The following is a 21,832-nucleotide window of genomic DNA, read 5'->3' as shown; positions in this document are numbered from 1 at the left end:
CTCGGGCCTAAGCTTGGGTCTAGGGAAGAATCTTAACGGGCGGAGCGCTCGCATTGGCGAGGTTAACGCCGGTGCGGCCAGCGATGAAGTCCGGCGCGCGTGTCGCGAATGAGGCGGCGCTCACGGCGATATAGATGAACGGACCGCCGCGTTGGGAGCGGAAGTTGGAGTCGACGCCTACGAGATCGAAACTAGCCCCGTTGCGGACGAGAAAACCTGATCCGGAGTCGCCCCGCGTTGTGTCGCATTCGTGAGCGAAGGTGTTGTCCGGGTGCATTGTGATCATGCGGCAGCGTAAATTGCCGGACAGATGCCCGCCGGTGTCCCATGAATAGCCGGCTTGCATGAGCTCGGTGCTGAGAGGGCGGCCAGCGCCGGTGATGCTACGGACTGTGGCGTGCCCGTAAATGTCGCCTAGCGGGCGGTCAAGTCGGAGCAACGCCCAATCAAGACCATCGATCTCATCGGTTGTGCTGAATCGGCGATAGTTGAAGTTTGGATCGATGAGATAGGCAATTGCGCGTGCGCTCTGGGCGCCATCAGCGCTGTCGAAGCGTGCGGCTGCATTAACGCGTTCTTCGCTTGAGATGCAGTGCGCGGCGGTGGCGATGACATCGCGAGCGATCAGCGTGGCGGAACAGGTTCCGCCGCCGTCCATGTGAAGTGTGCCCATGTAGCGCCAGGGTGCTTCGCTTACCGGAACGAGCACGCGATCATCGTTGCCGAAGAAGTGGTCGTTGATTGACATCGGACGTTGGCGCCCGAAACAATCGGAACGATCCGTGCGAGGGGCGCACGAGCCTGCGCCTCGGCCGGAGTCTTCGCAGACGCCGTTGAAGGCCGTTTCGCATGCGTCTGTTTGATTGCGCATCCAGGCAATGTCGCCGCAATCGGTACGATCCGTGCCTTGGACGCAGGCGCCGGTGCCGAAGTTTGGCTCGTCACATTCGCCGTCGCGCGCCCATCGGCAGGAATCGTCCTCACGTCCGGAAATGATGCGCGCGCAATCGGAGCGGTCTGTGCCTGCGCTGCATGCGCCAGTTCCGATGTTCGGCTCATCGCATTCATTGTCGTTGGCCCAGCGACAGGCGTCATTGCCGCCGCTGGGCTCAGGCTTGGCGCCTTGCCGTTGGTGGGACATGGACGCGGCGCGCTCAAAATCAATTTCGGTCGCGCCACTCATCGCCGTCGGTGCAGGGGATGGGGGGCGGGGAGCGGCATTGGTCGCGATGCTTGCCGCCAAGCATGCGCCAACAACAGCGATAGCCGCCAAAATACGCATCAAAATCTCCCGCCCAACCTTGGAAACCTAACCTGCGTCGCAGATAGGGGAAAGCGGCGCCGCTGCGGCTTGATCTCGTGAGCAGGCTCTGAAACAAGCCCTCTTATGGCGCGCCCCATCCTTTATATCGGCAACAAGAACTATTCTTCCTGGTCGTTGCGTCCCTGGTTGGCGCTGAAATGGGGCCGGATCGCTTTCGACGAAAAGATCATACCGCTTGGCGGCGAAGGCTATGGCCAATCTCAGATCAAGGAAGTCCGCGATGTTTCACCCAGCGGACGCGTGCCTGCGCTGCATGTTGGCGATGTCGTCATTTATGAAAGCCTCGCTATTTGTGAGTGGGCAGGCGAACAGGCGCCGAGCTTGTGGCCGTCGGACTCACTGACGCGCGCGGATGCGCGCGCCGCGTCGTCGGAAATGCACGCAGGCTTCGCCGCGGTGCGCCGTGATATGTCATGCAATATACGCCGCCGGTTGGCGTCCGAGCCGGGTTGGCCCGATGATACGCGTACGGATCTGGCGCAATTGTTTGCGCTATGGGAGCGCGTGTTGAAGCGGTACGGCGGTCCTTTCCTGTTTGGCCAGCGCTCGATCGCTGACGCGATGTTCGCGCCGGTTTGCACGCGTCTGCGTACGTACCAGGTGACGATTCCCGATTTTGCGCGTCGCTATTGCGATGCGGTCTTTGCCGATGCTGCGTTTCAGGAATGGGAGCGCGCTGGTGAAGCTGAGACTTGGACCATCGAACAATCGGAAGCCTTATACAGATGATGAGAGTAGTACTTTTCGCGGCGACGTTGACGCTCGCCGCCTGCGGCAACAGCAGCGGCGTGATGGATGAAATCCAGCGCGCCGAACAAAATGAGACGTCAGGCGCGCCGGCGCAGGACATTCCAGGTTTGGGGGCTGAAGTGAACGAACAAGCGCAAACGTTGCCGTCAGGCCTCGAGATTCAATTCACGCGTCGCGGCGCCAATCAGTCGTTGGCGCAACCGACCATGAATGCGAGCGTGCTCGTTCATTATCAGGGCACGTTCGTCGATGGCGGCCAAGAGTTCGATTCTTCGTTCGGCGGCGATCCTGTTGAGTTTCCCCTGCAGGCGGTCGTCCCGGGCTTTTCGGAGGCGATTACGCACATGCGCCCGGGCGATGAAGTGATCGCGACTTTCCCAGGCTCGCTGGGATATGGTCCCTCAGGCCGCGGCCCAATTCCACCGAATGCGGCGCTGCGTTTTCGCATCGTGTTGTTGGCGTACCAAGAGCCGGGCGCCGATCAAGTGCACGCGCCGCAGTGAGCGAGATAAGCGCGACGCTTGATATTCTGACGCGTTTAATCGCGTTCGATACGACGTCGCGCAACTCGAACTTGGAATTGATCGCATGGGTTGAAGATTTTCTCGGCCAGCGCGGCATCACGTCACGACGCGTCTCCAACGCGGATGGGTCGAAGGCAAATCTCTATGCCGTCGTGGGACCTGATGTCCCCGGCGGCATCGTCCTTTCAGGGCATACCGATGTCGTGCCCGTGGACGATCAGCCATGGTCGTCCGATCCCTGGGTGTTGAGCGAGCGCGGCGGCAAACTCTACGGTCGCGGAACCGCGGATATGAAGGCGTTCATTGCGTTGGCGCTCGCCCACGTTGATGGCGCGCGCGCTGCTGCGTTGAAGCGGCCTATAGTTTTGGCGCTCTCGTATGACGAGGAAATCGGTTGTCTCGGCGCGCCGGCGATGATTGCCGAACTGGCTAAGCAAACCAGCAGACCGTCGGCGGTGATCGTCGGAGAGCCGACGAGTATGAAAGTGGTTTCCGCTCACAAAGGCGTGCGCTCGTTCATTGTCGAAGTGACTGGCCGCGAGGGGCATTCGAGTTTGCCTGACCAGGGTGTCTCTGCGGTCATGGAGGCGGTGAAGCTCATGGCGCTCGTGGCGGAGATGGGGGAAGAGGCGCGGGCTGCGACGCACGCGCACTTTAATCCGCCTGGTCCGACGATGACGATTGGCAAAGTCGAAGGCGGCACGGCGAGTAACATTCTGGCGCGACGTTGTTCGTTCATCTGGGACTGCCGATGCCCAGAGACGGCGCAGGGCGATGCGATTGAGCAGCGCTTTCGGGCGGTTGCGGCAAAGATCGATGCGGACATCAAAGTGCGAGCGCCCGAGGGTGGGGTTTCGATCGTGCGGCGCACCAACACGCCAGGGCTAGCGATTGAGCGCGATAGCGAGGCTGAAATCTTGGCGCGCGCCTTGACGGGTGACAATGAGACACGCGCGGTTGCATATGCGGCGGAAGCCGGCTTGTTTCAGCGTGCCGGCATTCCGGCGATCATTTGCGGACCGGGCTCAATCGAGCAAGCGCATCAACCCGATGAGTGGATTGAGCGCTCGCAGATCGAAGAGGGCGCGCTCTTCATGCAGCGTTTGATTGCGCACCTTAGCGCGTGAGCGCTTGGAGTGCGGCGGCCTTTGCCGTTGCGTTGCCATACGCCACAAACCCATGAATCAGAAAATCACCGTTGCGGCCGCCGTAGCGGAGTGGTGAGCCGTCGAGCAGCATGATGTCGCCGCCCGCTGCTTTGAGAATTGCATGACCGGCGGCGGCGTCCCACTCGCTCACATCACCGAAGCGAGGATAGAGGTCCGCTGCGCCCTCGGCGACGCGGCAGAACTTGATCGAGGAACTGGCGTGCGTGATCACGCCGTTGAGTGCGGCGATGAAATCGCCAGTGCGTTCGTTGCGGCCTGAATAGTCTGACGCGACCACGCGGGGTTGCTGGGCAAATGCGCCTGGCGCGATCGCCGCCATTGGGGCGAGCAACTTGCCCGTTTGCGGGTGGCATTTGCCGGCCAGTGCTTTGCTGGGCTGTCCCGCGTAGAGTTCACCCGTCGCTGGTGCGTAGACAACGCCGACGACTGGCGTTGCATTTTCGACGAGTGCGATATTCACGGTGAACTCGTCGCCGCCATTGGCGAAGCCGCGTGTGCCGTCGAGCGGATCGACGCAGTAGAAGCGCGCACCGCAATCTGGAATGCGGCCAGCGGCGACGGCTTCCTCGCCAAGCATGGGAACCCCTGCGTCGAGTTCGGCGAGGCCGGCCTCGATGATCGCTTCGGCCCGTTGATCTGCAATGGTGACGAGCGAGCCATCAGCTTTCACTTGAGCGTCGATGCCGGCAGCGCGCACAGCCATGATTTCGCGGCCTGCGGCGAGGGCGAGAGAGATGAGATCTTCGAGTTGCGGCATTGTTGGCGGATGAAGCACGCGGCGCGTGTGTCAGTCCAGCGCCTCGGGCGTGTTGTCGCTGAGTTCGGCTAGCCAAACTGCGGCGCTGGCATCGCTCGGCATTCGCCAATCCCCACGCGGAGAGAGTGCGCCGCCAGATACGATCTTCGGACCGTTAGGAACGGCGCTGCGCTTGTACTGGTTGGTGAAGAAGCGCGAGATAAAGACGCCAAGCCACTTCTTCAATGTGGCGTAGTCATGTTTTTCGCGCCACGCGCTCCAGGCCAGGAAAAGGATCTTGCTGGGTTTGAGGCCGTAGCGGGTGAGGTAGAAGAGGTTGAAGTCCTGTAGCTCGTACGGGCCAACGACCGCCTGTGTGCTTTGCGGTTCAGCGCCGGGGATGAGTTCGGGGCTGATCTCGCCTTCAAGAACTTTGATCAACGTCTCGGACGTTTTGGCGTCGAAGAGTTTTGAATCCGAAACCCAGCGGATGAGATATTGGATCAACGTCTTCGGAGCGCCGCCATTGACGTTGTAATGACTCATATGGTCGCCGACGCCATAGGTGCACCAGCCGAGCGCGAGTTCGGAAAGGTCGCCGGTGCCGACGACAAAGCCACCTTCCTTGTTGGCGAGGCGGAAGAGATAATCCGTGCGCAGGCCAGCTTGCACGTTCTCATAAGCAACGTCGTAGACCTTTTCGCCCCGCGCAGCCGGATGATCGAGGTCCTCAAGCATGCGTTGCGCGAGCGGTTCGATGGAGACTTCGCGGCCATCGATGCCAAGTGCGTTCATCAGGGCCCAAGCATTGGCCTTGGTGGCGTCGCTGGTTGCGAAGCCTGGCATCGTAACGCCGATGATGTTTTTGCGTGGTAGGCCCAAAAGATCGAAGGCGCGCGCGATTACGATGAGGGCGTGTGTGGAATCCAGCCCGCCGGATACGCCGATGACGACGCGTTTTGTGTTGGTCGACTCGATGCGCTTGGCCAGGCCCGAGACTTGGATGTTGTAGGCCTCGAAGCAATCACGATCGCGCTTGCTGAGATCATCCGGGACGAAGGGAAAGCGATCGATTTTGCGCTTGAGTGGCAGTTCTTCTTCAGGTGCGCCAAGTTCAAATGTGATGTGACCCCATTTGCTGAGTTCGCCCTGCGCCCGCGCTGCGGCGTCGCGGAACGTACCGACGCGGCGACGCTCTTGGGCAATGCGGGCGACGTCGATGTCGGCGATCACGAGCTTGGGCTCGCGCGCGAAGCGCTCTGCTTCGGCGACCTTCTCGCCCATCTCGTAGGCGATGATCTGCCCGTCCCAGGCGAGGTCCGTCGTGCTCTCGCCACGGCCTGACGCTGCGAACACGTAAGCGGCGATGGCGCGGCGAGATTGGCTGTCGCAGAGCACGGCGCGGTCTTCGGCTTTGCCGATGACGATATTGGATGCGGAAAGGTTCAGTAGGATGTTGGCGCCGGCGAGGGCGCCCATCGTCGATGGTGGTGTGGGCGCCCAGAAGTCCTCGCAGATCTCAACGTGGAATGCGAAGTCACGATTGTCTGTGGCGGTGAACACGACATCTTCACCGAAGCCAACCCATTCGCCGCAAAGTTGGATGAGATCTTCTTGCGTGTCGCTGGCGACGCTGAAATACCGCTTCTCATAGAATTCGCGATAGTTCGGCAGGAAGCTCTTTGGAACGACGCCGAGAATCTGACCGCGATGGATCACGATTGCGCAATTGAAGACGGCCCCTCGTGAACGAATTGGCGCACCGACAATGAGGATGGGGAAGAGCTCTTCGCTCTCGATGAGCAGCGTGGAGATTGCGGACTCGACCGCGTCTAGCAGCGGCTCTTGGAGCAGCAGGTCGTCGATTGCGTAGCCTGAGAGCGAGAGCTCGGGCGTCACAAGGATCGCTGCGCGTTCGCCATCGGCTTCACGCCAAAACGACAAAATGGCTTCGGCGTTGGCGGCAGGGTTAGCCGGCGCAACCACCGGCGCGCAGGCGGCCACCCGGACGAAGCCGTGCGAATAAAGCGACTTGAACCGCCTGGCGGCTTCGTTCTGGGCTTTTCGGGAGGCCATGGCGTCAGTCTACCACATTATGCTCAGACTGACCATAAGGGGTCAGTCGGGGTCCGGCGTCTCGACCTCAATGCGGTCGTCATAGCCTTTGCGGGCCGAGTAAAACACGAGCGCCATTAACCCGCCGCCAACGGCCAGCGAGAGGAAGGTGCCCAAAAAGAGCGCGATCCAGCCGTGGATGCTCATGTACGACGGGTCCCAATGGGTGAGCGTGCCGAACAAGACTGCGGCCAGGATGCCGCCGAGACTGAGCGTCAACAGAAATACCTTCATGGACCATATGTGCTCCTGAGCTGGGGCCGGCGCTAGCGCCAAGGCGCCGCGCATAAGTGGCGCGCACCATGATTTTGATGCATGCCGAGCGCGGCGACTTGTTTGCACAAGACGCGCGCGCCGAGCGCTGAGCCTTCCAGCACGTCGTGCGCGCCGAGTGCAAAGGAGGCGCTTGCCGCGCGTTCCAGGGGCCGGGAGCACGGCTGTGCGGCGTCAATGCAAGATCATTGAGCTCGTCTTGTAGCGCTGGCGCGATACGCTGCGATTGCCAATGGCCGACATGCGCCAAGCCGTGCGCCTTCAGCCAAGTCTCCATGAGCGCTAGGGAATGCGTGCAGGCCCAGCACGTAATCGTTGTATGCGGGCTGGAATCCTGGCGCGCGCCTGTACGCGCCTCAAGAGCTCCTTGGGCTGGCCCGCTGGCCAATGTCACGCGCTGCCTGACGGGTGAAAATCCAAGCAACACCGGCGCTGGACCTAACTTTTAAGTCCCGCGACGGTTCCCGGAAAGATTAGTCAGCGCAGAAACTAGGTACTTCTAGTGCGGCTCCAGCTGAGCGTGTGCGCCATTGGCCGGCTTCATTGCGATACTTCTCACCGACCGCGATGCGCGGGCGCTGAAAGACTTCGCAAGCCACGGCAGCAGCCATTTCATTGACAGAAACACTGCGTTCGGCTGCGCGGCGTGTGTAGAGCTGGCGGCGTTGAATGTTGTTTTGCTCGACCCGGCCACGGAGGTCGGCCGAGATCGCTGCGCCCGGAACGAAGCCGAGATAGCCGTCCGCTTGTTCGCCGATGAGGCCGCCGGCGCGAGCTTGCGCCAAAGCGGAATCGGCTGCTTGCGCCATGGCCGCCGTGGCGCTCAACGCCATGCCGATGGCGGCGATGCTGGCGAGAACAAAGTGACGCTTCATGGCGAGGTGCCTCCGAAGAGATCAGCATTCTGATCAAGTAGTTCAGCAGCATCGCGTTCGAGCCGCACAATGACTTCCTGGCGGATGTTCACATTGAGATTGATCTCAATGGGATCGTCCGGAGCTTGAATCTGCACTGGGATGCAGCCTGCGGCTAGGATCGCCGCGCCCAAGCTCGTCAAAAGGTGTGCCCGCATACGCGAAACTCCAGGCCACTCTCGTAGCCGCCTCAAGCTGAATACGCTCTGAAGCTGGACTTTATCTTGGCGGTGGGGCGTCCGGGTCAACCGGTTCTTGCGCGTCTTCCTGGCGGCCCTGGTTGATCAGGGAGCCGGGGTCCGTGATCGTCGCGGCGGTTTGGGCGAGCCTACGGAAAGGCGCCGTCACGCGAACGTTGAATTGGAAGGGCACGCCACTGACCGTGACGCGGCCCACACCTGGCATTTGAGCAATCGGCGTCAGATCGATTGGCTGACCGGAGTTCTGGCCGCTGAAATCGATAGAGGAAATGACGTCGCCATTCAGGTCGCCGTCAATCGTGAGCGAGAGTGCGTCATAGCGGAAGCTGCGCAGCGCGTCGAAGGCGATGCGCGAAATGCCGGTTGCGGTCTCGCCGGCTTGGCCGGTGTAGGAAATCACGCCGCCTTCCCCGGAGGCTCGCAGGACGCCGTTTTGAACGAAGGCGCTCTGGCGTGTGAGCAGGAGCGGGAAGTTGCCCTCGATCTGGCCCGTCGCGTTCAGATCTGGAACGTTCAGCGTGCGCAGGAGATCGGCCGCATCGACATCGCGCAGAGTTAGTTCAAAGCGCGTCTCGTCGGCGCCGAGCCTGATCGTCGTTGGCGCCATGGCAAGCGCGCCCGAGGCGAAGTCGAACTCGGCGCGTTCAATTGAAACACGCTCCTCGGTCAACAACTGAAAGCGCACGCGGCCGTTGGTGACGGTGATGCCGGGATTGAGTTCGCCTACGGTAATTTCTTGTCCTGGCGGTGTGGTCAGCTGCCACAGATCATCGAAGTAGATCGAGCCGCGCACGTCGTTGACGATCGGGATAGTGGCCGTTGCAAGCGAAACGCCCTGTAGATCGACGCGGGCGCCGCCCAATAACGTGTCGCGTGTCCAAGTGATTTCGGCATCGACTGCAATGGGGCCGGTGACGCCTTCAACCATGCCACGCGCCTGTTCTGTAATCTCGAAGGGCTGCAGCTGCGGGCCGAAGACGATTTGATTGGCGCTGACGTTCGCTGCGCCCGCGCCAGCGCTCACGTCATGATGGGCGGTGAAATTGGCCAGTTGCCGCGCACGCGCTTCAAGCACGATGGCGCCGGACGCATTGATCTGACCTTCGCTCATGACTGCGTTGGCGTCGACGAAGCGCAGTGGGTTGAAGAGCGGGCGATCTTCATCGCTGGCGGGGCGGTTGGCAGTCAAGAGCGCCTCACCCGCGCTGACGCGGATGACGGGCTTGTTGTCCACTGGCGCCGCTGTCCAAGCGCCTTCGATTGCGGAAACAGAACCCGGCAGCGTGGGATCTGTAAGGGTTCCGGCGTTGAACGAGCCGGTGACGCTCCAGCTGTCCGCGATATGTGCGTCGGCTGTGATGCGTTCGAGGTTGATGGCGAGGGTGCGATCCTCGCTCATCTGAATAGCAAGCCGTGGCGCGCCGGCCTCAAGAGCGAGCGTGAAATCGCCGCTGCGACCTCGGAAACGTCCGATAATGTTGCTTGCGCTGAGATGCGCGGGCTGGGCTTTAGGACCGGACATGCGGCCATTTAGGCCTAGGCTTCGGATTGAAAAGCCGCCTGAGAGACTATCATTGGCGTCTGCTGCGATGAGAGCGCCATTCAGCGGGCACAATGAGAAATCGCCGTTAGCAAAGGAAAGGCCGGCTGCATCGATGCCGCCAAGACGAATGGGGAGGCAGCCGCTGTTTGGTGTGACGCGCCAGCCGTTGCCCCATTGGACGCCGAGATCCAACGTCGCGACGAGATCGCGCACTTCGCCGTCACCGAGGGGGCCAGTGATGTGTGCAGGCCCCCGCAAATCAATGCGTCCGCCACCTTGCGGCTGAACCGCGATGCCTATGCCAAGCTCATTCGTCGCGATGCTTGCGTTTTCGGCGCGCCAGTTTGTCAGCGTCAGCGTGCCGTCCGCTTCGAACGGCGCGCCCGGGGTCCAGTCCACCGTGTCCAGCAGAAGCGATGCGTTGGGCGCGCCGCCGCCCGAGATTTCAAGTGCAACGGCGCCGGAGAGTGCGGGACCTGGCCATTGCAGCACAAGCGCTGGACCATCTTGGCGCAGAGGCGAGAGAGTGACGCGCGCGCCGCTCGTTGACTGAGCTTCAGCTGGCGCTGCGATGCGTAAGCGAACGCCGTCTTCCGTCGCCGACATCGCGACTGGAATAGACAGATCGAAGCGATCTGCGGCAGCGTCGAGCGCCCGCTCGGCTTCGGCGAAGGTTGGCCCGACGGGTGCGTCTGGGATATTCGGGAAGGCGGCCCGCAGGTCCGACTGTGCGGCCTCGTTCAAGTGCGATTGCGCTAGGACGATGCGCGCATCGCCGCTCAGTGTTTCGTCGCCTTGAAGTTCAAAACGGAAGACGCCGTTGGCGCTTGGTTGCTCGGAAATCAGCGAAACGCCGTCAAAGCGCGCTCCGGACAAACTCCAGCGACCTTGTCCGCGCGCCTCTGCGCCATCAACGCGCCCTTCAAAGCGCCCGCGCTGAATTGTGCTGCCGGCATAGCTAAAATTGCCAGCAGAACCCCGCGCTTGGCCGGCCCAAGTCTCAGGCGAAAGTTGCGTGTCGCGTGCGATGCCCTCGAAGCCAACCGCCGCAGTGATGGCTTCCGCGGCGATGCCTTCGCCTCGGAATGATGCCGCGCGTGATGTGAGTTCGACATCATAGCGCGCAAGATCAAGTGGAGCGCGTCCGAGGATGCGCAATGCCGGCGCTGCAACACGCGAGCCATCCCAGGTTAGTGCATTTGCGCTAGCGCTGAGGCGAAACGCGATGTTCTCGTCCCGCGAGACGATGACGAGCTCGGCCGCGCCCGCTTCAAGTGCGTAGGCTTCGCCAGCGCGAGACGTGCGCGCAATTTCGCCCAATGCAGAAAAGTCACGGCCGATCGTGCCCGAACTTTGTAGAGTCGCCGTGAGTGGCCCAACCGGGGTGTCGAAGAGCGCTTGTCCCTCGAGAATTTCCAACTCGATGGCAGGTATGCGCGGGCGTGTCCGGCCGGGCGCACCTGCGCCCAAATGCTCTAAAGAGCCCGCTGAGACCCGGCCGCCTTCGTCCATCCGCAAATGCAGCCTGGGACGGACCACTCTTAGGAAGTGAAGCCGAGGGGCGAGGCCTTCCCAGCGCCAGCGCGCCTCGACCAGCGGAATGGTCGCATCTGGCGCGCCCTCAGGCCCGAACCGGACGTTTGCGAGCGCCGCGCCGTTGAGATCGAGGTTAATGAACTCGAAATCTGCGTCCGCGCCCCGCTCAGAGAGCGCCGTGCCCAGCATGAAGGACGCGATCGAAAAGCGGACAAGCCAGAGCCCGCCGCCAAGCAAAATCAGGCTTATCCCCAGGGCGCCGAGCGCCATGGACCATCCGGCTATCAGCCGGCGGGCCGGGGGCGGGTCGTTCGGGAGCTTTTGTTGCTCTCGTTCTTGACTCGCAACGGCCTGGTTAGACCTATGTGCCATACTCAGTTGCTTGGCGTGGTCCTTGCGGGGTTAAAGGTGGCTGTTCCGGCCACTTTGTACCTAACTAGATGACGTCATTACGGTTTCTGGCTGAATAACCAAAACGCCGAAAACGCCGGTTGGTAGTGCGTTTTTTGCCAATGGCAGCTATTGGAGCACGAGATTGAGAGCAGAATTCGCTCACCGGCTCATGAAAGCCCGTAAAGGACTGGCCGCCGCCGGGTTAATGGCAGCTGCGTCCATCGTGGGTTTGGGGCTGGCCTGGAACGCAGGCCTGTTCAGCGGCGCAGCGGATGCAGCGGCTGCTGAAAGCGCCGCCCTGCGCGAAGCGGCCGCTCGCCGGGCTGAGCAATTGGCGTTTACAGAAGTTTACCTTCGTCACGAGACCAAGGAGATGCGTGTCGCCAACGGCGAGACGCTTGTGGGGTTGCTGACGCGCGCCGGCGCATCGTCTTCGGACGCGAGCGCGGCGCTGACCTCGATTGCGGACGTCTACAATCCACGGCGCCTGCGGCCCGGACAGGCGATCAGCCTCTATTTCCAGCGTGATGGTTCGGATGCGCAATTAACCGGCGTAGCGTTCCGCTCTGAGCCGGGCGCTTCGGTGACCGCGAACCGCACCACCTCAGGCGGCTTTGAGGCGCGCGAAGTGCAAATGCCGCTGACGTTCGAGATCGCGCGCATCGCCGCGCCGGTTGAGACCAGCTTGTATTCAAGCGCACTTGAACTCGGCGCCACGGATCGCGAAGTCGCGGCGCTGGCGGATGCGTTTTCTTATGACGTCGACTTCCAACGCGATGTCCGTCCGGGGGACGACTTCGAGTTGGTGTTCGAGCGCTTTTATGACGACGAAGGCAACACGGTCCGTACCGGGGACCTGCTGTTCGTTTCGCTCGAGTCCAGCCGAGGCTCGCGCGAGTTCTATCAGTTTATGGCGCCCGGGGACGCACGCCCTGACTGGTATGACGCCGATGGCAAGAGCGCCCGCCGTTTCTTGATGAAAACGCCCATTAACGGCGCGCGTCTGTCTTCTGGCTTTGGCATGCGCCGCCACCCGATCTTGGGTTATTCGCGTATGCACCGAGGCACCGATTTTGCGGCGCCGACGGGGACGCCGATCCTTGCGGCGGGTGATGGTGTGGTTGAACGCGCCGGGCCGTTTAGCTCGTTCGGCAATTACGTTCGCATCCGTCACGCCAATGGCTATGAGACGGCCTACGCGCACATGTCGCGCTTTGCGCGGGGTATGCGTGCTGGGGCGCGCGTGCGTCAGGGGCAAGTGATTGGCTATGTTGGCACCACGGGTCGTTCCACGGGCCCGCACCTTCATTACGAGGTCATGCGGCGGGGCCAACAGGTGAACCCGATGAGCTTGCGCGTCGCGAACGGCCGCAACCTCACGGGCCGTGCGCTGGAATTGTTCATGATCGAACGCGCGCGTATCGATACGCTTAGGCAAGTTAGGGCGCGTGAGAATCCCGCACAGGAAGCGGTGGCGACGCCGACTGCCGCCAGCGGCGCGGGATCGCTTTAGAAACAAATTCCAGGTTGAGCGGATTGGGAATTCGTCGCAGTGTTCTAGGGCGCAAGCATTTGCGTTGATAGGCACCACGATGGCGATCCGAGCTTTGATTGCTGATGACCACGAGCTGTTTCGCAGTGGTATGAAACAATTATTGGTCGATGTGCTTGGCGCTGTAGATGTGCGCGAAGCAGAAAGCATGGATCGCGCTCTCGAAATCTTGACCAACGAAGGCGCGGGCGACCTTGTCCTTGTCGATTGGCGCATGCCCGGCATGTCGGGTGCGGAATCTTTAGCTGCGCTGCGCGATGGCTTTCCAGAAGCCAAGGTTGCGGTGATTTCGGCCTGGGAAGATCGTTCTGACATTCTCGCGGCGCTCGGCGCCGGGGTGCACGGATATATTCCGAAGTCGCTGCCCTCCCAGCAAATAGCTGCGGCGCTCCAAGGCATTTTGGATGGACGTATCTTCGTTCCACCCGCCATGGGAAAGCGCGAGGGCGCGCCAGCCGATGGCAGCGGCCCATTCAAGCTCGACCTCGATAAACTCACGCTTCGTCAGCGCGACGTGTTGTACGAGTTGTTGAAGGGGCAGGCGAGTAAGGAGATTGCCCGCACGCTCGATATTGCGGAAGGCACGGTGAAAATCCACCTCGCGGCGATCTATCGCGCGCTCGGTGTCCGCACGCGCGCCGAAGCAATCGCGAAGATGAGTAAAGCCGGTTAGGCGGGAGCGGCGTGAACGACGAACGTTGCGCCTTCGCCGAGAGCCGACCGTACTTCGATTTTGTGGCTCAGCAACGCAGCGAGTTTCGCGGCAATCGCAAGCCCAATGCCTAATCCTGTCGAAGGCGCGCCATCAAGGCGAGTGAACTCTTCAAAGATGCGCGCCTGATCTTTTGCTTCGATGCCGGGTCCGTCGTCGCGAACCTGGATCTCGACGCCTGCGTCCGTGGATGTCGCGCTCAGATGCGGTTTGCCGCCTCCGTGTGTATCCGCGTTGGAAACGAGTTGTTGCATGATGGCGCGCAGCAATGCGGGATCTGAGCGAACGGCGAGGGCGGTGGCGTCGGCCGTGGCGCCTGGAACAGTAGCGACCATCTCATCGAAGATCTCTTGAATGTCGACGCTATGGAACTCCGTTTCCACTTTGCCGGCGTCGATGCGCGCGAGGTGGATTAACCCTTCAATCATGCACGCAAGCGACTGAGCTGCTTGGTCTGCTTTGCCGAGAATAGTGCGGGTTTCTTCGTCCTTCACGCGCCGGTCGAGGGCGGCGAGATAGAGCAGCAGCGCCTGCAGCGGCTGTCGCAAATCATGACCAATCGCAGTCAGAAATCGCGTCTTAGACCTGTCGCTGTCCATCGGCGTGTTCTCGCCTGCGGGCGTGGCCATCGCAAGGCGCTAATCGACGAGCGAGTACGTTTGATTGAGCCAAGCTATGATTTCGCGCGGCGGCGCGGGCTTTGACATGAATGTATAACCCGCACGCTTCGCTGCTTTCTTTGCATCGTTGTTGAGCGAGCCAGATAGAACCAGCACTTGTGCGTTCGGGGCGTCCTTGCACAGGCGCTCTGCGGCTGAAACGCCGTCGGCGACGGGCAGATGAAAATCCGTGATGATGATGTTGGCTTGCGATGCGCGATTGCCGGCCGCTGATGAAACATCATCGATATCGGCGCCGTGAACGACGTCCGCGCCCCAATCGCGCAGCACTATCTGCATCGCCTCGGCTGAAGCATTGTCGTCTTCAAGCAGAAGAATGAGAGGTCGCGAACTCTTCATGGAGTGTTCAGTCCATCACACAAAACAGCTTTGCGTCAGCTCAACGCGCGACATAGGCCGTACGGCCTAGGCCCTCGCCTAGCGCTTCAAGCACTCCGTTTGGGGAATTTATTCGCAGTCCCGGCTCGTGCATATTTTTGCACAGCAAAGGGATTGACAGAATGCTCATGGGCAGCGGCTCCGCAGAACGCTTTGACGATACTGGTTCAGGCGACGACGAATATTTCGGCGGCTCAAATCGAGGCGCCGGCGAATACGACTTTTGCTCGCGTGACGGCGCGCATGCACTAAAGGCCAAGATCGAGGCCTACTGGGCCGAGCGGGGCCAAGCGGTGCAGATCATGTTGCACAATGTTGGTTTCCATCCGGCCATTCGCGCGGCGCGCTTCGACGTGCGCAGTGACATGATCAACGGGATGCCGCGCAAGACTTCTCAAAAGAAGTCCAGGCCGATCGAAGCTTTCGTCGAAGATTTCGACAACGCCGACGACGATCTGGTCTTCGAATAACCTTCTTCAGTTGACCCTGGGCGGGTCTTGGAAGCGAAGGGTTGGGTCTCCATTCCCTAGGCCGCGCCCTTCGTCATATTTGGAGCTTGCATCGGTCTCGCGCGCACGGAATGGATGCGGCTATGTCTGATGATGTTGCCGCGCCCGCTGAATTTGAAGTTCCCGAAGGATATGTCGCGCTCGATTGGCGGCGTGGCTTTGTGCACCAGATCGGTCCGCTGTATCGGCGCCAGGGCGCCGGCGGGTACGCGATGGGATTCCTCGTGGAGCCGCACCACACAAATGGAATGTCCAACGCTCACGGCGGCATGCTGATGAGCTTTGCGGACATGGCGTGGGGTCACGTCGTCTCTGTTGAGACATCATCCTATTGGGTCACCGTGCGCCTGACTTTGGACTTTCTGTCGAGCGCGCATTTGGGCGATTGGGTCGAGGGCGAGAGCGAGGTTCTCTCATCTGAGGAGGGGCTTTATGTGGTGCGGGGACGGATCTGGACGGGCGAGCGAACGCTGATCACGGGAACAGGCGTGTTCAAGCCAATCCAGCGACGTGACCCGCGTCCTGGGGAAAAAGCCTTCCAAGCAGCGAGTGGTTAGCCCGCGACGCGCGCTTAGTAGACGGCGCGACGTCCCGGCAGCAGAATGACGACATGCGTGTTTCCCGTCGATCTGTTCTAGCCGCCATTCCATTGATGGGGTGCGCTGGTGAGGCTCGCGCGCTTGTTAACATTGTGCACGTGACGCCTGACGGTGAGGGCGATGGATCCTCTTGGGCAAACGCTGCGAGCTTTGCCGCAATCGGCGATTTGCTTGAGCAACTCGAACCCGGCGGCCAAGTTCTGCTCGCCGCGGATCGTGGCGTTTATGAGATTGGCGAACCCGTCGAGATTGCGCGCGGTGGCCGCGAGAGCCGAGAGATCCATATCCGCGGCGTTCGCAGCAGCACCGGCGAGCCGATGATGGCGATTATTCGCGGTGATCGCGCTGGCGAAGAGGGGCCGGAAGGCTTCAAGCTCATGCGCGGCGCGAGCCATTTGAAGTTCTCGCACTTCGATTTTCGTGACATTGGCAATGGCGCCTTTCGCGCCGCCGGCGCGATTTCGAACCTGACCATCGAGGATTGTGGCTTCGAGAACATTTATCGCTTTTTCGAAAACACCGCCGGCAATGACGAAGGCCACGCGAGCATCGATGGCTTTGTGCTGCGTCGTTGTCGTGGAGCGCGCGTTGAGCGTGGATTTCTCCGCATCCGCTACAATTCGCGAAATGGGATGATTGAAGATTGCGCGGCTGAGGGGCTTGCGATCGATGGCGGGCGCATCCCGGTTGGCTGCGCGCTCGATGACCGCGCGGGTCGCATCACCTACCGCCGCGTCGTGATGGAGGGGTTCCAACAGCGCAACGGTGAAGACTATTGGAACGGCGACGGGTTTTCGGACGAGCCCGGTAATTTCAACATTCGCTACGAGGTCTGCGAAGCGCGTGGCTCAACCGATGGCGGTTTCGACTGCAAAAGCCGTGATGTTGTTCTCATTGATTGCGTTGCCGAGGACAACAAGCGCAACTTTCGCATATGGAGCGATCGCGCGACCCTCACGAACTGCATCAGCCGCGCGCCGAACTTTCGCGGTGAAGGCTTCAATGAAAACGCGAGTTCGTCCCACCTCTGGATAGGTGGCGAAGAGAACATCGAGATCGATATCGCAAACCTGACGATTGAAGATGGTGACGCGACACCGATCATCGAATTTAATCACGATGTGGGGCGCGTAAAAATTCGCGGCGTAACCATAAGTAGCCCGCGCGTGAATTGGGGCAATGACGAGAACCGCATTCGCGCGAACATGCTAATCGGTGAGCCGCGCTTTCACCAGAATATAGCTAACGAGACACCCTAGCGCGCAGCGCGAAGCAATAGCCCAGCAGGTGAGAAATGTTGCTTACGCTCGTCGCTGAAGCATAAACTCAAGGGTGCGATGAGGCGTTGTTGTCTCGCGCCAACCCAATCCGATTGCGAGATATGTCCGCTACGCCTGAATCCAAAGCCGGCGCTGAAGCCCCGCTGATCTTCGTGGTCGGCGCACGCGGAATTCCCGACGTTGAAGGCGGCGCCGAAAAGAACGCCGAGATGTTGTTTCCGCTCGTTGTCGCGAGCGGGACCTACCGGGTGACGTTGGTCGGCCTTGCCGACAACATCAAATCCGACACATTCAAGGGTGTCCGCTTGATGAAGGCGCCGCGCTCGAACTTCATGAAGACCGATAAGCTTCTTTACTACGTCGCTGCGATTTTCATGGCGCTGCGGCTGCATCCGCGCATCGTTCATTTCCAGGGGCTCGGTTCTGCGATTTTTCTTTGGGCGTACAAGCTCATGGGCGCGAAAACTGTGGTTCGTTACGGTTCGGCCGATTATTTGGTCGGCAAGTGGGGCGCGCTCGGCAAATTGGGCTTTTTGCTTGCAGAGTATCAGCTGCGCTTTGCGGATGCCGTCATCGCCGTGACGCCCGCTTTGGCTGAGCGACTGGCGCGGCGCGGCATCAAGGGAAATGTGCATGTGATCGCTAACGCAGCCGATCCGCTGCCTGCCGCGGCGCCGAGCGTGGACACGCCGACGGGCGACTACATCCTGACTGTTGGCCGTGTCACCGCCCAGAAGAATGTTGCGAACCTCATCCGTGGCTATGAACAGTTTGCCAAGGGCGCGGCCAACCCGCCGAAACTTGTTGTGGCGGGCGGCTTAGACGAGGCGGACTATGTAGCGGGGCTGCAGCCGTTGATCACTGAGCGCACCGTGCTGGCGGGTAAGTTTACGCGTAGCGCAATGGCGCCTCTGTATCGCGGCTCGAAGATCTATATTAATGCCTCGCTGCATGAGGGGAGCTCGAACGCCGTGCTTGAAGCCATCGGCGCGGGTTGCTCGATTCTGTTGAGCGATATCCCCGAAAATCGCGACTTCGGACTTCCAGCTCAAGCCTATTTCGATCCGAACTCGCCGGATTCGATCGCTGATGCTCTCAAGCGCGCGCTGACCGATCCAGGAAATTTCGTTGTGGATGCGGGCCGCTACCTGACTTGGAATGCGGTCGCCGAACGGACGCTTGACATCTATCGCGGCATCGCCCCTTTCCAACGTTCCGAGATCGAGCGATCGGATGCGCTGGTCTCGGCCTCTTAACGGGGCGGCTTGATGTGCGGAATTGTTGGCGTTGTTGAAGGCAGGGGCTTTGAGGTCCCGCGCGCCCAGGTAGAGGCTGGGCTAGCTGCGATCCGCTATCGTGGTCCGGACGATCAAGGTGTCTGGTCAGAAGACGCGACGACGTTTGGCCATTTGAGGCTCTCGATCGTCGATCTATCGCCGGCTGGCCGACAGCCAATGTTCTCCGCCGATGAGCGTTATGCGATCACCTATAACGGCGAGATCTATAACCATAACGAGTTGCGTTCTGAGCTTGATGCGGAGTCCGCTCACACTTGGCGCGGCAGCTCGGATACCGAGGTTCTTCTTGAACTTATCTCAAGGCGAGGCGTCGAGGCGGCGCTCAAGAAGGTGGACGGAATGTTCGCCTTCGCGTTGTGGGATCGGCGTGAGAAGCGAATTTTCCTGGCGCGGGATCGCTTTGGCGAGAAGCCCCTCTACTATGCAACGCGTGGCGAAGGTCTGGCGTTCGCATCAGAGTTGGCCGCGCTTGAGCAATTCAAGGCCCTTAATCTCAAAGTCAGCCGCGAGAATGTCGCCCGCTACTTTACGTGCGGCTACGTGCCTTCGCCCTTCAGTATCTATGAGGCCGTCTACAAGCTTCCGCCTGCATCGCTTTTGACCTGGAAACCGGGCGAGGCGGTTAAGGTTCAAGAATACTGGTCGATTGACGAGATGGCGCGCGGGGCCATCGCGGAGCGGCGGTCGATTAGTATGGCCGACGCCGTAGATGAGTTGGATCGCTTACTGCAGGCGTCAGTGGCGGAGCGCATGTCGGCCGATGTGCCGGTTGGCGTGTTTTTGTCTGGCGGCATTGATTCATCCTTGGTCACGGCCGCGATGCAAAAGTGCGCCACCATGCCGGTGACGACGCTCACACTCGGCTTTGAAGACCCCCGCTTTAACGAAGCTGATCACGCGCGTGCGATAGCCAGGCATCTTGGCACAAATCATATCGAAGAGGTGGTGACCGCCGAGCAGGCGCTCTCCGTCGTGACGCGGCTTGGCCGCATGTATGATGAGCCACTCGCGGACTCTTCGCAGATTCCGACCTATCTGGTCTCGGAGATGGCTCGAAAGCACGTCACAGTGGCGCTTTCAGGAGACGGTGGTGACGAAGGCTTTGCGGGCTATCGGCGCCATTTCGCTACACCGAAGCTCTGGCATCGCATGCGTAAGGTGCCGATGCGTTCAGCAGCGCGTGCGGCGATTAATGTGGCGCCGGTGTCCGCACTGAACGCAGGCCTCGGCTTTCTAAAGAGTTTCACGGATCGGTATGGCCCGGGTGGGGACGTTGGTCCGACCTTAAAACGTGTGGCGCCTTGGCTTGGTGCGACTTCACTTATCAACCTGCACGAACTCAGCCTTGAGAAGTGGCCGAGCGACGGGCAGCTCGTCCCTGGTGTCGGCGCCCTGAATGGCCGCGACTACGGCTTCTTGCCAGAAAGTGAAGTCGATCAGCTTTGCTTGCATGACATGCGCAATTACTTGCCGGGCGACATTCTCACTAAAGTTGATCGCGCTTCGATGGCGGTGAGCTTGGAAACACGAATTCCGTTGTTGGATCCGGAAGTGGTGCGTTTTGCACTGACGTTGCCCGAAGAACTGCGGATGAAGGACGCGAAGGGTAAGCTCATCCTTCGTGAAGCGCTGAAGCGCTACGTGCCTGAAGCAATGTTCGATCGCCCAAAGACCGGCTTCGCACCGCCGCTAGAGAGTTGGCTGCTTGGGCCGTTGCGTGGCTGGGCGGAAGATCTGCTCTCGCCGGCGAGCCTCGCAAGCCACGGGCTGCTCGACGTCGGCCGCGTGCGTGATTTTTGGGCGCGCTATCAGCGCGGCGGCACGATGGAAGAAGCGCGGCTTTGGTCAGTTCTGCAGTTGCAGAGCTGGGCGGCGGCGCGCGGCGTCTAAGTTGGTCGCTTCTGCTGCAACGAAAGCAGGTAGAGCGTGTAGCCGCAGATCAAACCGTACAGGATGTTTCCTTCGATCATCCACATAGGCATCGTCGCCATGTTCAGGACTATGTAACTCAAGTGTGCGCCGACGAGCACGCCCGCTTGCGGGTGGCGAACGCGTAGCGCTGAAACGAGCATCGAGCCCCACACCCAGAGAATGACAACGACGCCAACGATCCCATACTCGTAGAGATAGTTGACGAGTGTGTTGTGGGCGTAGAGCGGGAAGGTATCGTTCCAGGATTCTGGGCCGAAGCCGATGACGTATTCCGCCAAGTCACCGCGCATCCAGGCGTAGATGTAAGAGCTCCAGATGTAAGGGCGTCCGGACAGCAAGCGCCCCTCATCAACCGTGTACTCCGAGGGCGGCTTGAAGAAGTTTACGTCTCCAGCGCCAACGACACTGACGTCATTGAAACGCTCTGCCAGCACTAGGCTGAGTACGCCGAGTGTGATCGCCCCGATGACGATGAGGGCGCTGGCGACGAACGGGCGGTCACGTAACGGGAAACGGCCCAGCGATGACGCGGCGAAGTAGGTGAGCAAAAGCGGCGCGATCGCCACCAAAGTCGTCCGGTAGTTGGCGAGCACAATGCCGACAACGCAGACGATGATGATCGTGAACTTCAGGGATTTATCGATGCGTGTGGCGAAGCAGGCGGCGGTGAGGCAGGTCGCGAGCGTGACTGAGAACGCCGCTTCGTGGTTGTAACCGCCGATATAGCTCATCGCCGTGACATCGGTCTCTGTGAGTTTGCCGTAGCCGAAGACGATCGACATCAGCTGCCAGATGAAGACCGGCAGAAAGGACCAAAGCATGGACGCCATGAAATCACCGGCGCGGGCGCGGGTCATGGCGCCGTACACGGCGAGAATGATGATGATGAGGTAGGCGTGCTTGGAGACGACCGTGATCAGACCGGAGCTAAAGCCGCCGTTTCCAAAGGCGCTGACGACTGCCAGGGCGATGAGCACGTAGAATGGGAGTAAGAACCGAAGCTGCAGGTGGCGTAGGTTGATGTTCATCAAGCCGACGATCACCAATCCCATCGAAGCCAAAGCGTTGGCCGACATCCCAGCCGCGAGCGGCCGATAGGTGATCGTGTGAAACGCGGACATTACGTAGCGCAGCCATGATGCGCCGACCACAAACGCTCCGGCCCGGTCGCGCATGCGCACCATGACGAACACGATGATTAATAGGCTCACCAGCGCTACGGGATAGAGCAAATAGGCTGGTAGCGCTGGCGATGCAGAGCCGAGTTCGTTGGAAATCATGACCGCTTAACTCAGCCTACCGAGGGGTGCGCCGTTTTGGATTTCCTTCTGGGGCGCCTGGGGTGTGTGAAGCAAGACTTGTGCGGGAGCCGTGGATCGGCTCTTGCTTGCGGGTAGCGGAATCCTTCCGGCAAA

Annotated in this window: 20 protein-coding genes; 10 read left to right on the top strand and 10 right to left on the bottom strand. The window is 60.6% G+C overall.

The genetic code is table 11. The annotated features are described in order from the left end of the window. Positions 1-19 precede the first annotated feature (19 nt). The gene (locus tag ATE48_RS05935; RefSeq protein ID WP_066768887.1) at positions 20-1,282 is read right to left on the bottom strand and encodes a trypsin-like serine peptidase; all 1,263 of its coding nucleotides are present in this window, start codon (positions 1,280-1,282) and stop codon (positions 20-22) included. 105 nt (positions 1,283-1,387) lie between these two features. Here ATE48_RS05935 and ATE48_RS05930 point away from each other — a divergent pair, with 105 nt between their 5' ends. Genes ATE48_RS05930 through argE form a run of 3 tightly spaced genes read left to right on the top strand, consistent with a single transcriptional unit; the run spans position 1,388 to position 3,725 of the window. Beyond that, a complete protein-coding gene (locus ATE48_RS05930; RefSeq protein WP_066768885.1) occupies positions 1,388-2,053 on the top strand; it encodes a glutathione S-transferase family protein in 666 nt (221 codons plus the stop codon). Beyond that, positions 2,050-2,577 (top strand): FKBP-type peptidyl-prolyl cis-trans isomerase, encoded by a 528-nt coding sequence (locus tag ATE48_RS05925; protein ID WP_066768882.1) that lies wholly within the window; start codon positions 2,050-2,052, stop codon positions 2,575-2,577. Before ATE48_RS05930 ends, ATE48_RS05925 begins: the two co-directional genes overlap by 4 nt. After that, positions 2,574-3,725 carry an acetylornithine deacetylase gene (argE, locus tag ATE48_RS05920; protein ID WP_066768879.1) on the top strand — a complete coding sequence of 384 codons (1,152 nt, stop codon included), beginning with the start codon at positions 2,574-2,576 and terminating at the stop codon, positions 3,723-3,725. The genes ATE48_RS05925 and argE overlap by 4 nt, the downstream gene beginning before the upstream one ends. On the opposite strand, the gene ATE48_RS05915 is transcribed toward argE, so the two are convergent. The 6 genes from ATE48_RS05915 to ATE48_RS05890 all read right to left on the bottom strand — a co-directional run bounded on the left by ATE48_RS05915 (position 3,715) and on the right by ATE48_RS05890 (position 11,354). Next, complete coding sequence (locus ATE48_RS05915; protein WP_066774639.1) at positions 3,715-4,524, bottom strand: 3'(2'),5'-bisphosphate nucleotidase CysQ family protein; 810 nt, start codon at positions 4,522-4,524, stop codon at positions 3,715-3,717. The two genes, argE and ATE48_RS05915, sit on opposite strands and share 11 nt — an antisense overlap. A gap of 30 nt (positions 4,525-4,554) precedes the next feature. Further along, a complete protein-coding gene (locus ATE48_RS05910) occupies positions 4,555-6,579 on the bottom strand; it encodes an NAD(+) synthase (RefSeq protein WP_066768875.1) in 2,025 nt (674 codons plus the stop codon). A gap of 42 nt (positions 6,580-6,621) precedes the next feature. Further along, the gene (locus tag ATE48_RS05905) at positions 6,622-6,852 is read right to left on the bottom strand and encodes a hypothetical protein (RefSeq protein WP_066768872.1); all 231 of its coding nucleotides are present in this window, start codon (positions 6,850-6,852) and stop codon (positions 6,622-6,624) included. Between the two features lie 512 nt (positions 6,853-7,364). Next, positions 7,365-7,766, bottom strand: coding sequence for a DUF1318 domain-containing protein (locus tag ATE48_RS05900; RefSeq protein WP_066768869.1), 402 nt, complete (start codon positions 7,764-7,766; stop codon positions 7,365-7,367). Continuing rightward, the gene (locus tag ATE48_RS05895; RefSeq protein ID WP_066768868.1) at positions 7,763-7,963 is read right to left on the bottom strand and encodes a YnbE family lipoprotein; all 201 of its coding nucleotides are present in this window, start codon (positions 7,961-7,963) and stop codon (positions 7,763-7,765) included. Before ATE48_RS05895 ends, ATE48_RS05900 begins: the two co-directional genes overlap by 4 nt. A 61-nt stretch (positions 7,964-8,024) precedes the next feature. After that, a complete protein-coding gene (locus ATE48_RS05890; RefSeq protein ID WP_066768866.1) occupies positions 8,025-11,354 on the bottom strand; it encodes an intermembrane phospholipid transport protein YdbH family protein in 3,330 nt (1,109 codons plus the stop codon). Positions 11,355-11,646: 292 nt separating this feature from the next. On the opposite strand from ATE48_RS05890, the gene ATE48_RS05885 reads away from it, so the two are divergent. Continuing rightward, the gene (locus ATE48_RS05885) at positions 11,647-12,990 is read left to right on the top strand and encodes a M23 family metallopeptidase (protein ID WP_083197182.1); all 1,344 of its coding nucleotides are present in this window, start codon (positions 11,647-11,649) and stop codon (positions 12,988-12,990) included. Positions 12,991-13,069: 79 nt separating this feature from the next. After that, positions 13,070-13,702 (top strand): response regulator, encoded by a 633-nt coding sequence (locus ATE48_RS05880; RefSeq protein ID WP_066768852.1) that lies wholly within the window; start codon positions 13,070-13,072, stop codon positions 13,700-13,702. Here ATE48_RS05880 and ATE48_RS05875 read toward each other — a convergent pair. Next, positions 13,699-14,370 carry a sensor histidine kinase gene (locus ATE48_RS05875; protein ID WP_066768850.1) on the bottom strand — a complete coding sequence of 224 codons (672 nt, stop codon included), beginning with the start codon at positions 14,368-14,370 and terminating at the stop codon, positions 13,699-13,701. The genes ATE48_RS05880 and ATE48_RS05875 overlap by 4 nt on opposite strands. A gap of 9 nt (positions 14,371-14,379) precedes the next feature. Next, entirely contained in the window at positions 14,380-14,760 is a 381-nt protein-coding gene (locus tag ATE48_RS05870) for a response regulator (RefSeq protein WP_066768849.1), read from the bottom strand. Between the two features lie 161 nt (positions 14,761-14,921). Between ATE48_RS05870 and ATE48_RS19950 the strand changes: the two genes are divergently transcribed. From ATE48_RS19950 to asnB, 5 genes are all read left to right on the top strand, one after another. Beyond that, positions 14,922-15,269, top strand: coding sequence for a hypothetical protein (locus ATE48_RS19950; protein ID WP_066768845.1), 348 nt, complete (start codon positions 14,922-14,924; stop codon positions 15,267-15,269). Between the two features lie 122 nt (positions 15,270-15,391). After that, entirely contained in the window at positions 15,392-15,865 is a 474-nt protein-coding gene (locus ATE48_RS05860) for a PaaI family thioesterase (RefSeq protein ID WP_066774638.1), read from the top strand. 53 nt (positions 15,866-15,918) lie between these two features. Beyond that, complete coding sequence (locus ATE48_RS05855; protein WP_156767621.1) at positions 15,919-17,166, top strand: hypothetical protein; 1,248 nt, start codon at positions 15,919-15,921, stop codon at positions 17,164-17,166. 122 nt (positions 17,167-17,288) lie between these two features. Next, complete coding sequence (locus tag ATE48_RS05850) at positions 17,289-18,443, top strand: glycosyltransferase family 4 protein (protein ID WP_066768836.1); 1,155 nt, start codon at positions 17,289-17,291, stop codon at positions 18,441-18,443. 12 nt (positions 18,444-18,455) lie between these two features. Beyond that, positions 18,456-20,375 carry an asparagine synthase (glutamine-hydrolyzing) gene (gene asnB / locus ATE48_RS05845; RefSeq protein WP_066768834.1) on the top strand — a complete coding sequence of 640 codons (1,920 nt, stop codon included), beginning with the start codon at positions 18,456-18,458 and terminating at the stop codon, positions 20,373-20,375. On the opposite strand, the gene ATE48_RS05840 is transcribed toward asnB, so the two are convergent. Next, entirely contained in the window at positions 20,372-21,697 is a 1,326-nt protein-coding gene (locus ATE48_RS05840; RefSeq protein ID WP_066768831.1) for an O-antigen ligase family protein, read from the bottom strand. The genes asnB and ATE48_RS05840 overlap by 4 nt on opposite strands. Positions 21,698-21,832: the final 135 nt, after the last annotated feature.

This window comes from Candidatus Viadribacter manganicus (genome assembly GCF_001679665.1).
GTDB classification, from domain to species: domain Bacteria; phylum Pseudomonadota; class Alphaproteobacteria; order Caulobacterales; family Aquidulcibacteraceae; genus Vitreimonas; species Vitreimonas manganica.
The sequence above is the reverse complement of the archived record's forward strand: the minus strand, read 5'-3'. Positions and strand labels throughout refer to the sequence as shown.

What these genes read in the sequence shown, in the direction of transcription:
- ATE48_RS05915 (WP_066774639.1), bottom strand. Translation starts at nt 4,524, where the DNA reads ATGCCGCAACTCGAAGATCTCATCTCTCTCGCCCTCGCCGCAGGCCGC.
- ATE48_RS05870 (WP_066768849.1), bottom strand. Translation starts at nt 14,760, where the DNA reads ATGAAGAGTTCGCGACCTCTCATTCTTCTGCTTGAAGACGACAATGCT.
- ATE48_RS05905 (WP_066768872.1), bottom strand. Translation starts at nt 6,852, where the DNA reads ATGAAGGTATTTCTGTTGACGCTCAGTCTCGGCGGCATCCTGGCCGCA.
- ATE48_RS05935 (WP_066768887.1), bottom strand. Translation starts at nt 1,282, where the DNA reads ATGCGTATTTTGGCGGCTATCGCTGTTGTTGGCGCATGCTTGGCGGCA.
- ATE48_RS05875 (WP_066768850.1), bottom strand. Translation starts at nt 14,370, where the DNA reads ATGGCCACGCCCGCAGGCGAGAACACGCCGATGGACAGCGACAGGTCT.
- ATE48_RS05925 (WP_066768882.1), top strand. Translation starts at nt 2,050, where the DNA reads ATGATGAGAGTAGTACTTTTCGCGGCGACGTTGACGCTCGCCGCCTGC.
- asnB (WP_066768834.1), top strand. Translation starts at nt 18,456, where the DNA reads ATGTGCGGAATTGTTGGCGTTGTTGAAGGCAGGGGCTTTGAGGTCCCG.
- ATE48_RS05895 (WP_066768868.1), bottom strand. Translation starts at nt 7,963, where the DNA reads ATGCGGGCACACCTTTTGACGAGCTTGGGCGCGGCGATCCTAGCCGCA.
- ATE48_RS05860 (WP_066774638.1), top strand. Translation starts at nt 15,392, where the DNA reads ATGTCTGATGATGTTGCCGCGCCCGCTGAATTTGAAGTTCCCGAAGGA.
- ATE48_RS05880 (WP_066768852.1), top strand. Translation starts at nt 13,070, where the DNA reads ATGGCGATCCGAGCTTTGATTGCTGATGACCACGAGCTGTTTCGCAGT.
- ATE48_RS05855 (WP_156767621.1), top strand. Translation starts at nt 15,919, where the DNA reads ATGCGTGTTTCCCGTCGATCTGTTCTAGCCGCCATTCCATTGATGGGG.
- ATE48_RS05930 (WP_066768885.1), top strand. Translation starts at nt 1,388, where the DNA reads ATGGCGCGCCCCATCCTTTATATCGGCAACAAGAACTATTCTTCCTGG.
- ATE48_RS05885 (WP_083197182.1), top strand. Translation starts at nt 11,647, where the DNA reads ATGAAAGCCCGTAAAGGACTGGCCGCCGCCGGGTTAATGGCAGCTGCG.
- ATE48_RS05840 (WP_066768831.1), bottom strand. Translation starts at nt 21,697, where the DNA reads ATGATTTCCAACGAACTCGGCTCTGCATCGCCAGCGCTACCAGCCTAT.
- ATE48_RS05850 (WP_066768836.1), top strand. Translation starts at nt 17,289, where the DNA reads ATGTCCGCTACGCCTGAATCCAAAGCCGGCGCTGAAGCCCCGCTGATC.
- ATE48_RS05890 (WP_066768866.1), bottom strand. Translation starts at nt 11,354, where the DNA reads ATGGCGCTCGGCGCCCTGGGGATAAGCCTGATTTTGCTTGGCGGCGGG.
- ATE48_RS05900 (WP_066768869.1), bottom strand. Translation starts at nt 7,766, where the DNA reads ATGAAGCGTCACTTTGTTCTCGCCAGCATCGCCGCCATCGGCATGGCG.
- ATE48_RS05910 (WP_066768875.1), bottom strand. Translation starts at nt 6,579, where the DNA reads ATGGCCTCCCGAAAAGCCCAGAACGAAGCCGCCAGGCGGTTCAAGTCG.
- ATE48_RS19950 (WP_066768845.1), top strand. Translation starts at nt 14,922, where the DNA reads ATGCTCATGGGCAGCGGCTCCGCAGAACGCTTTGACGATACTGGTTCA.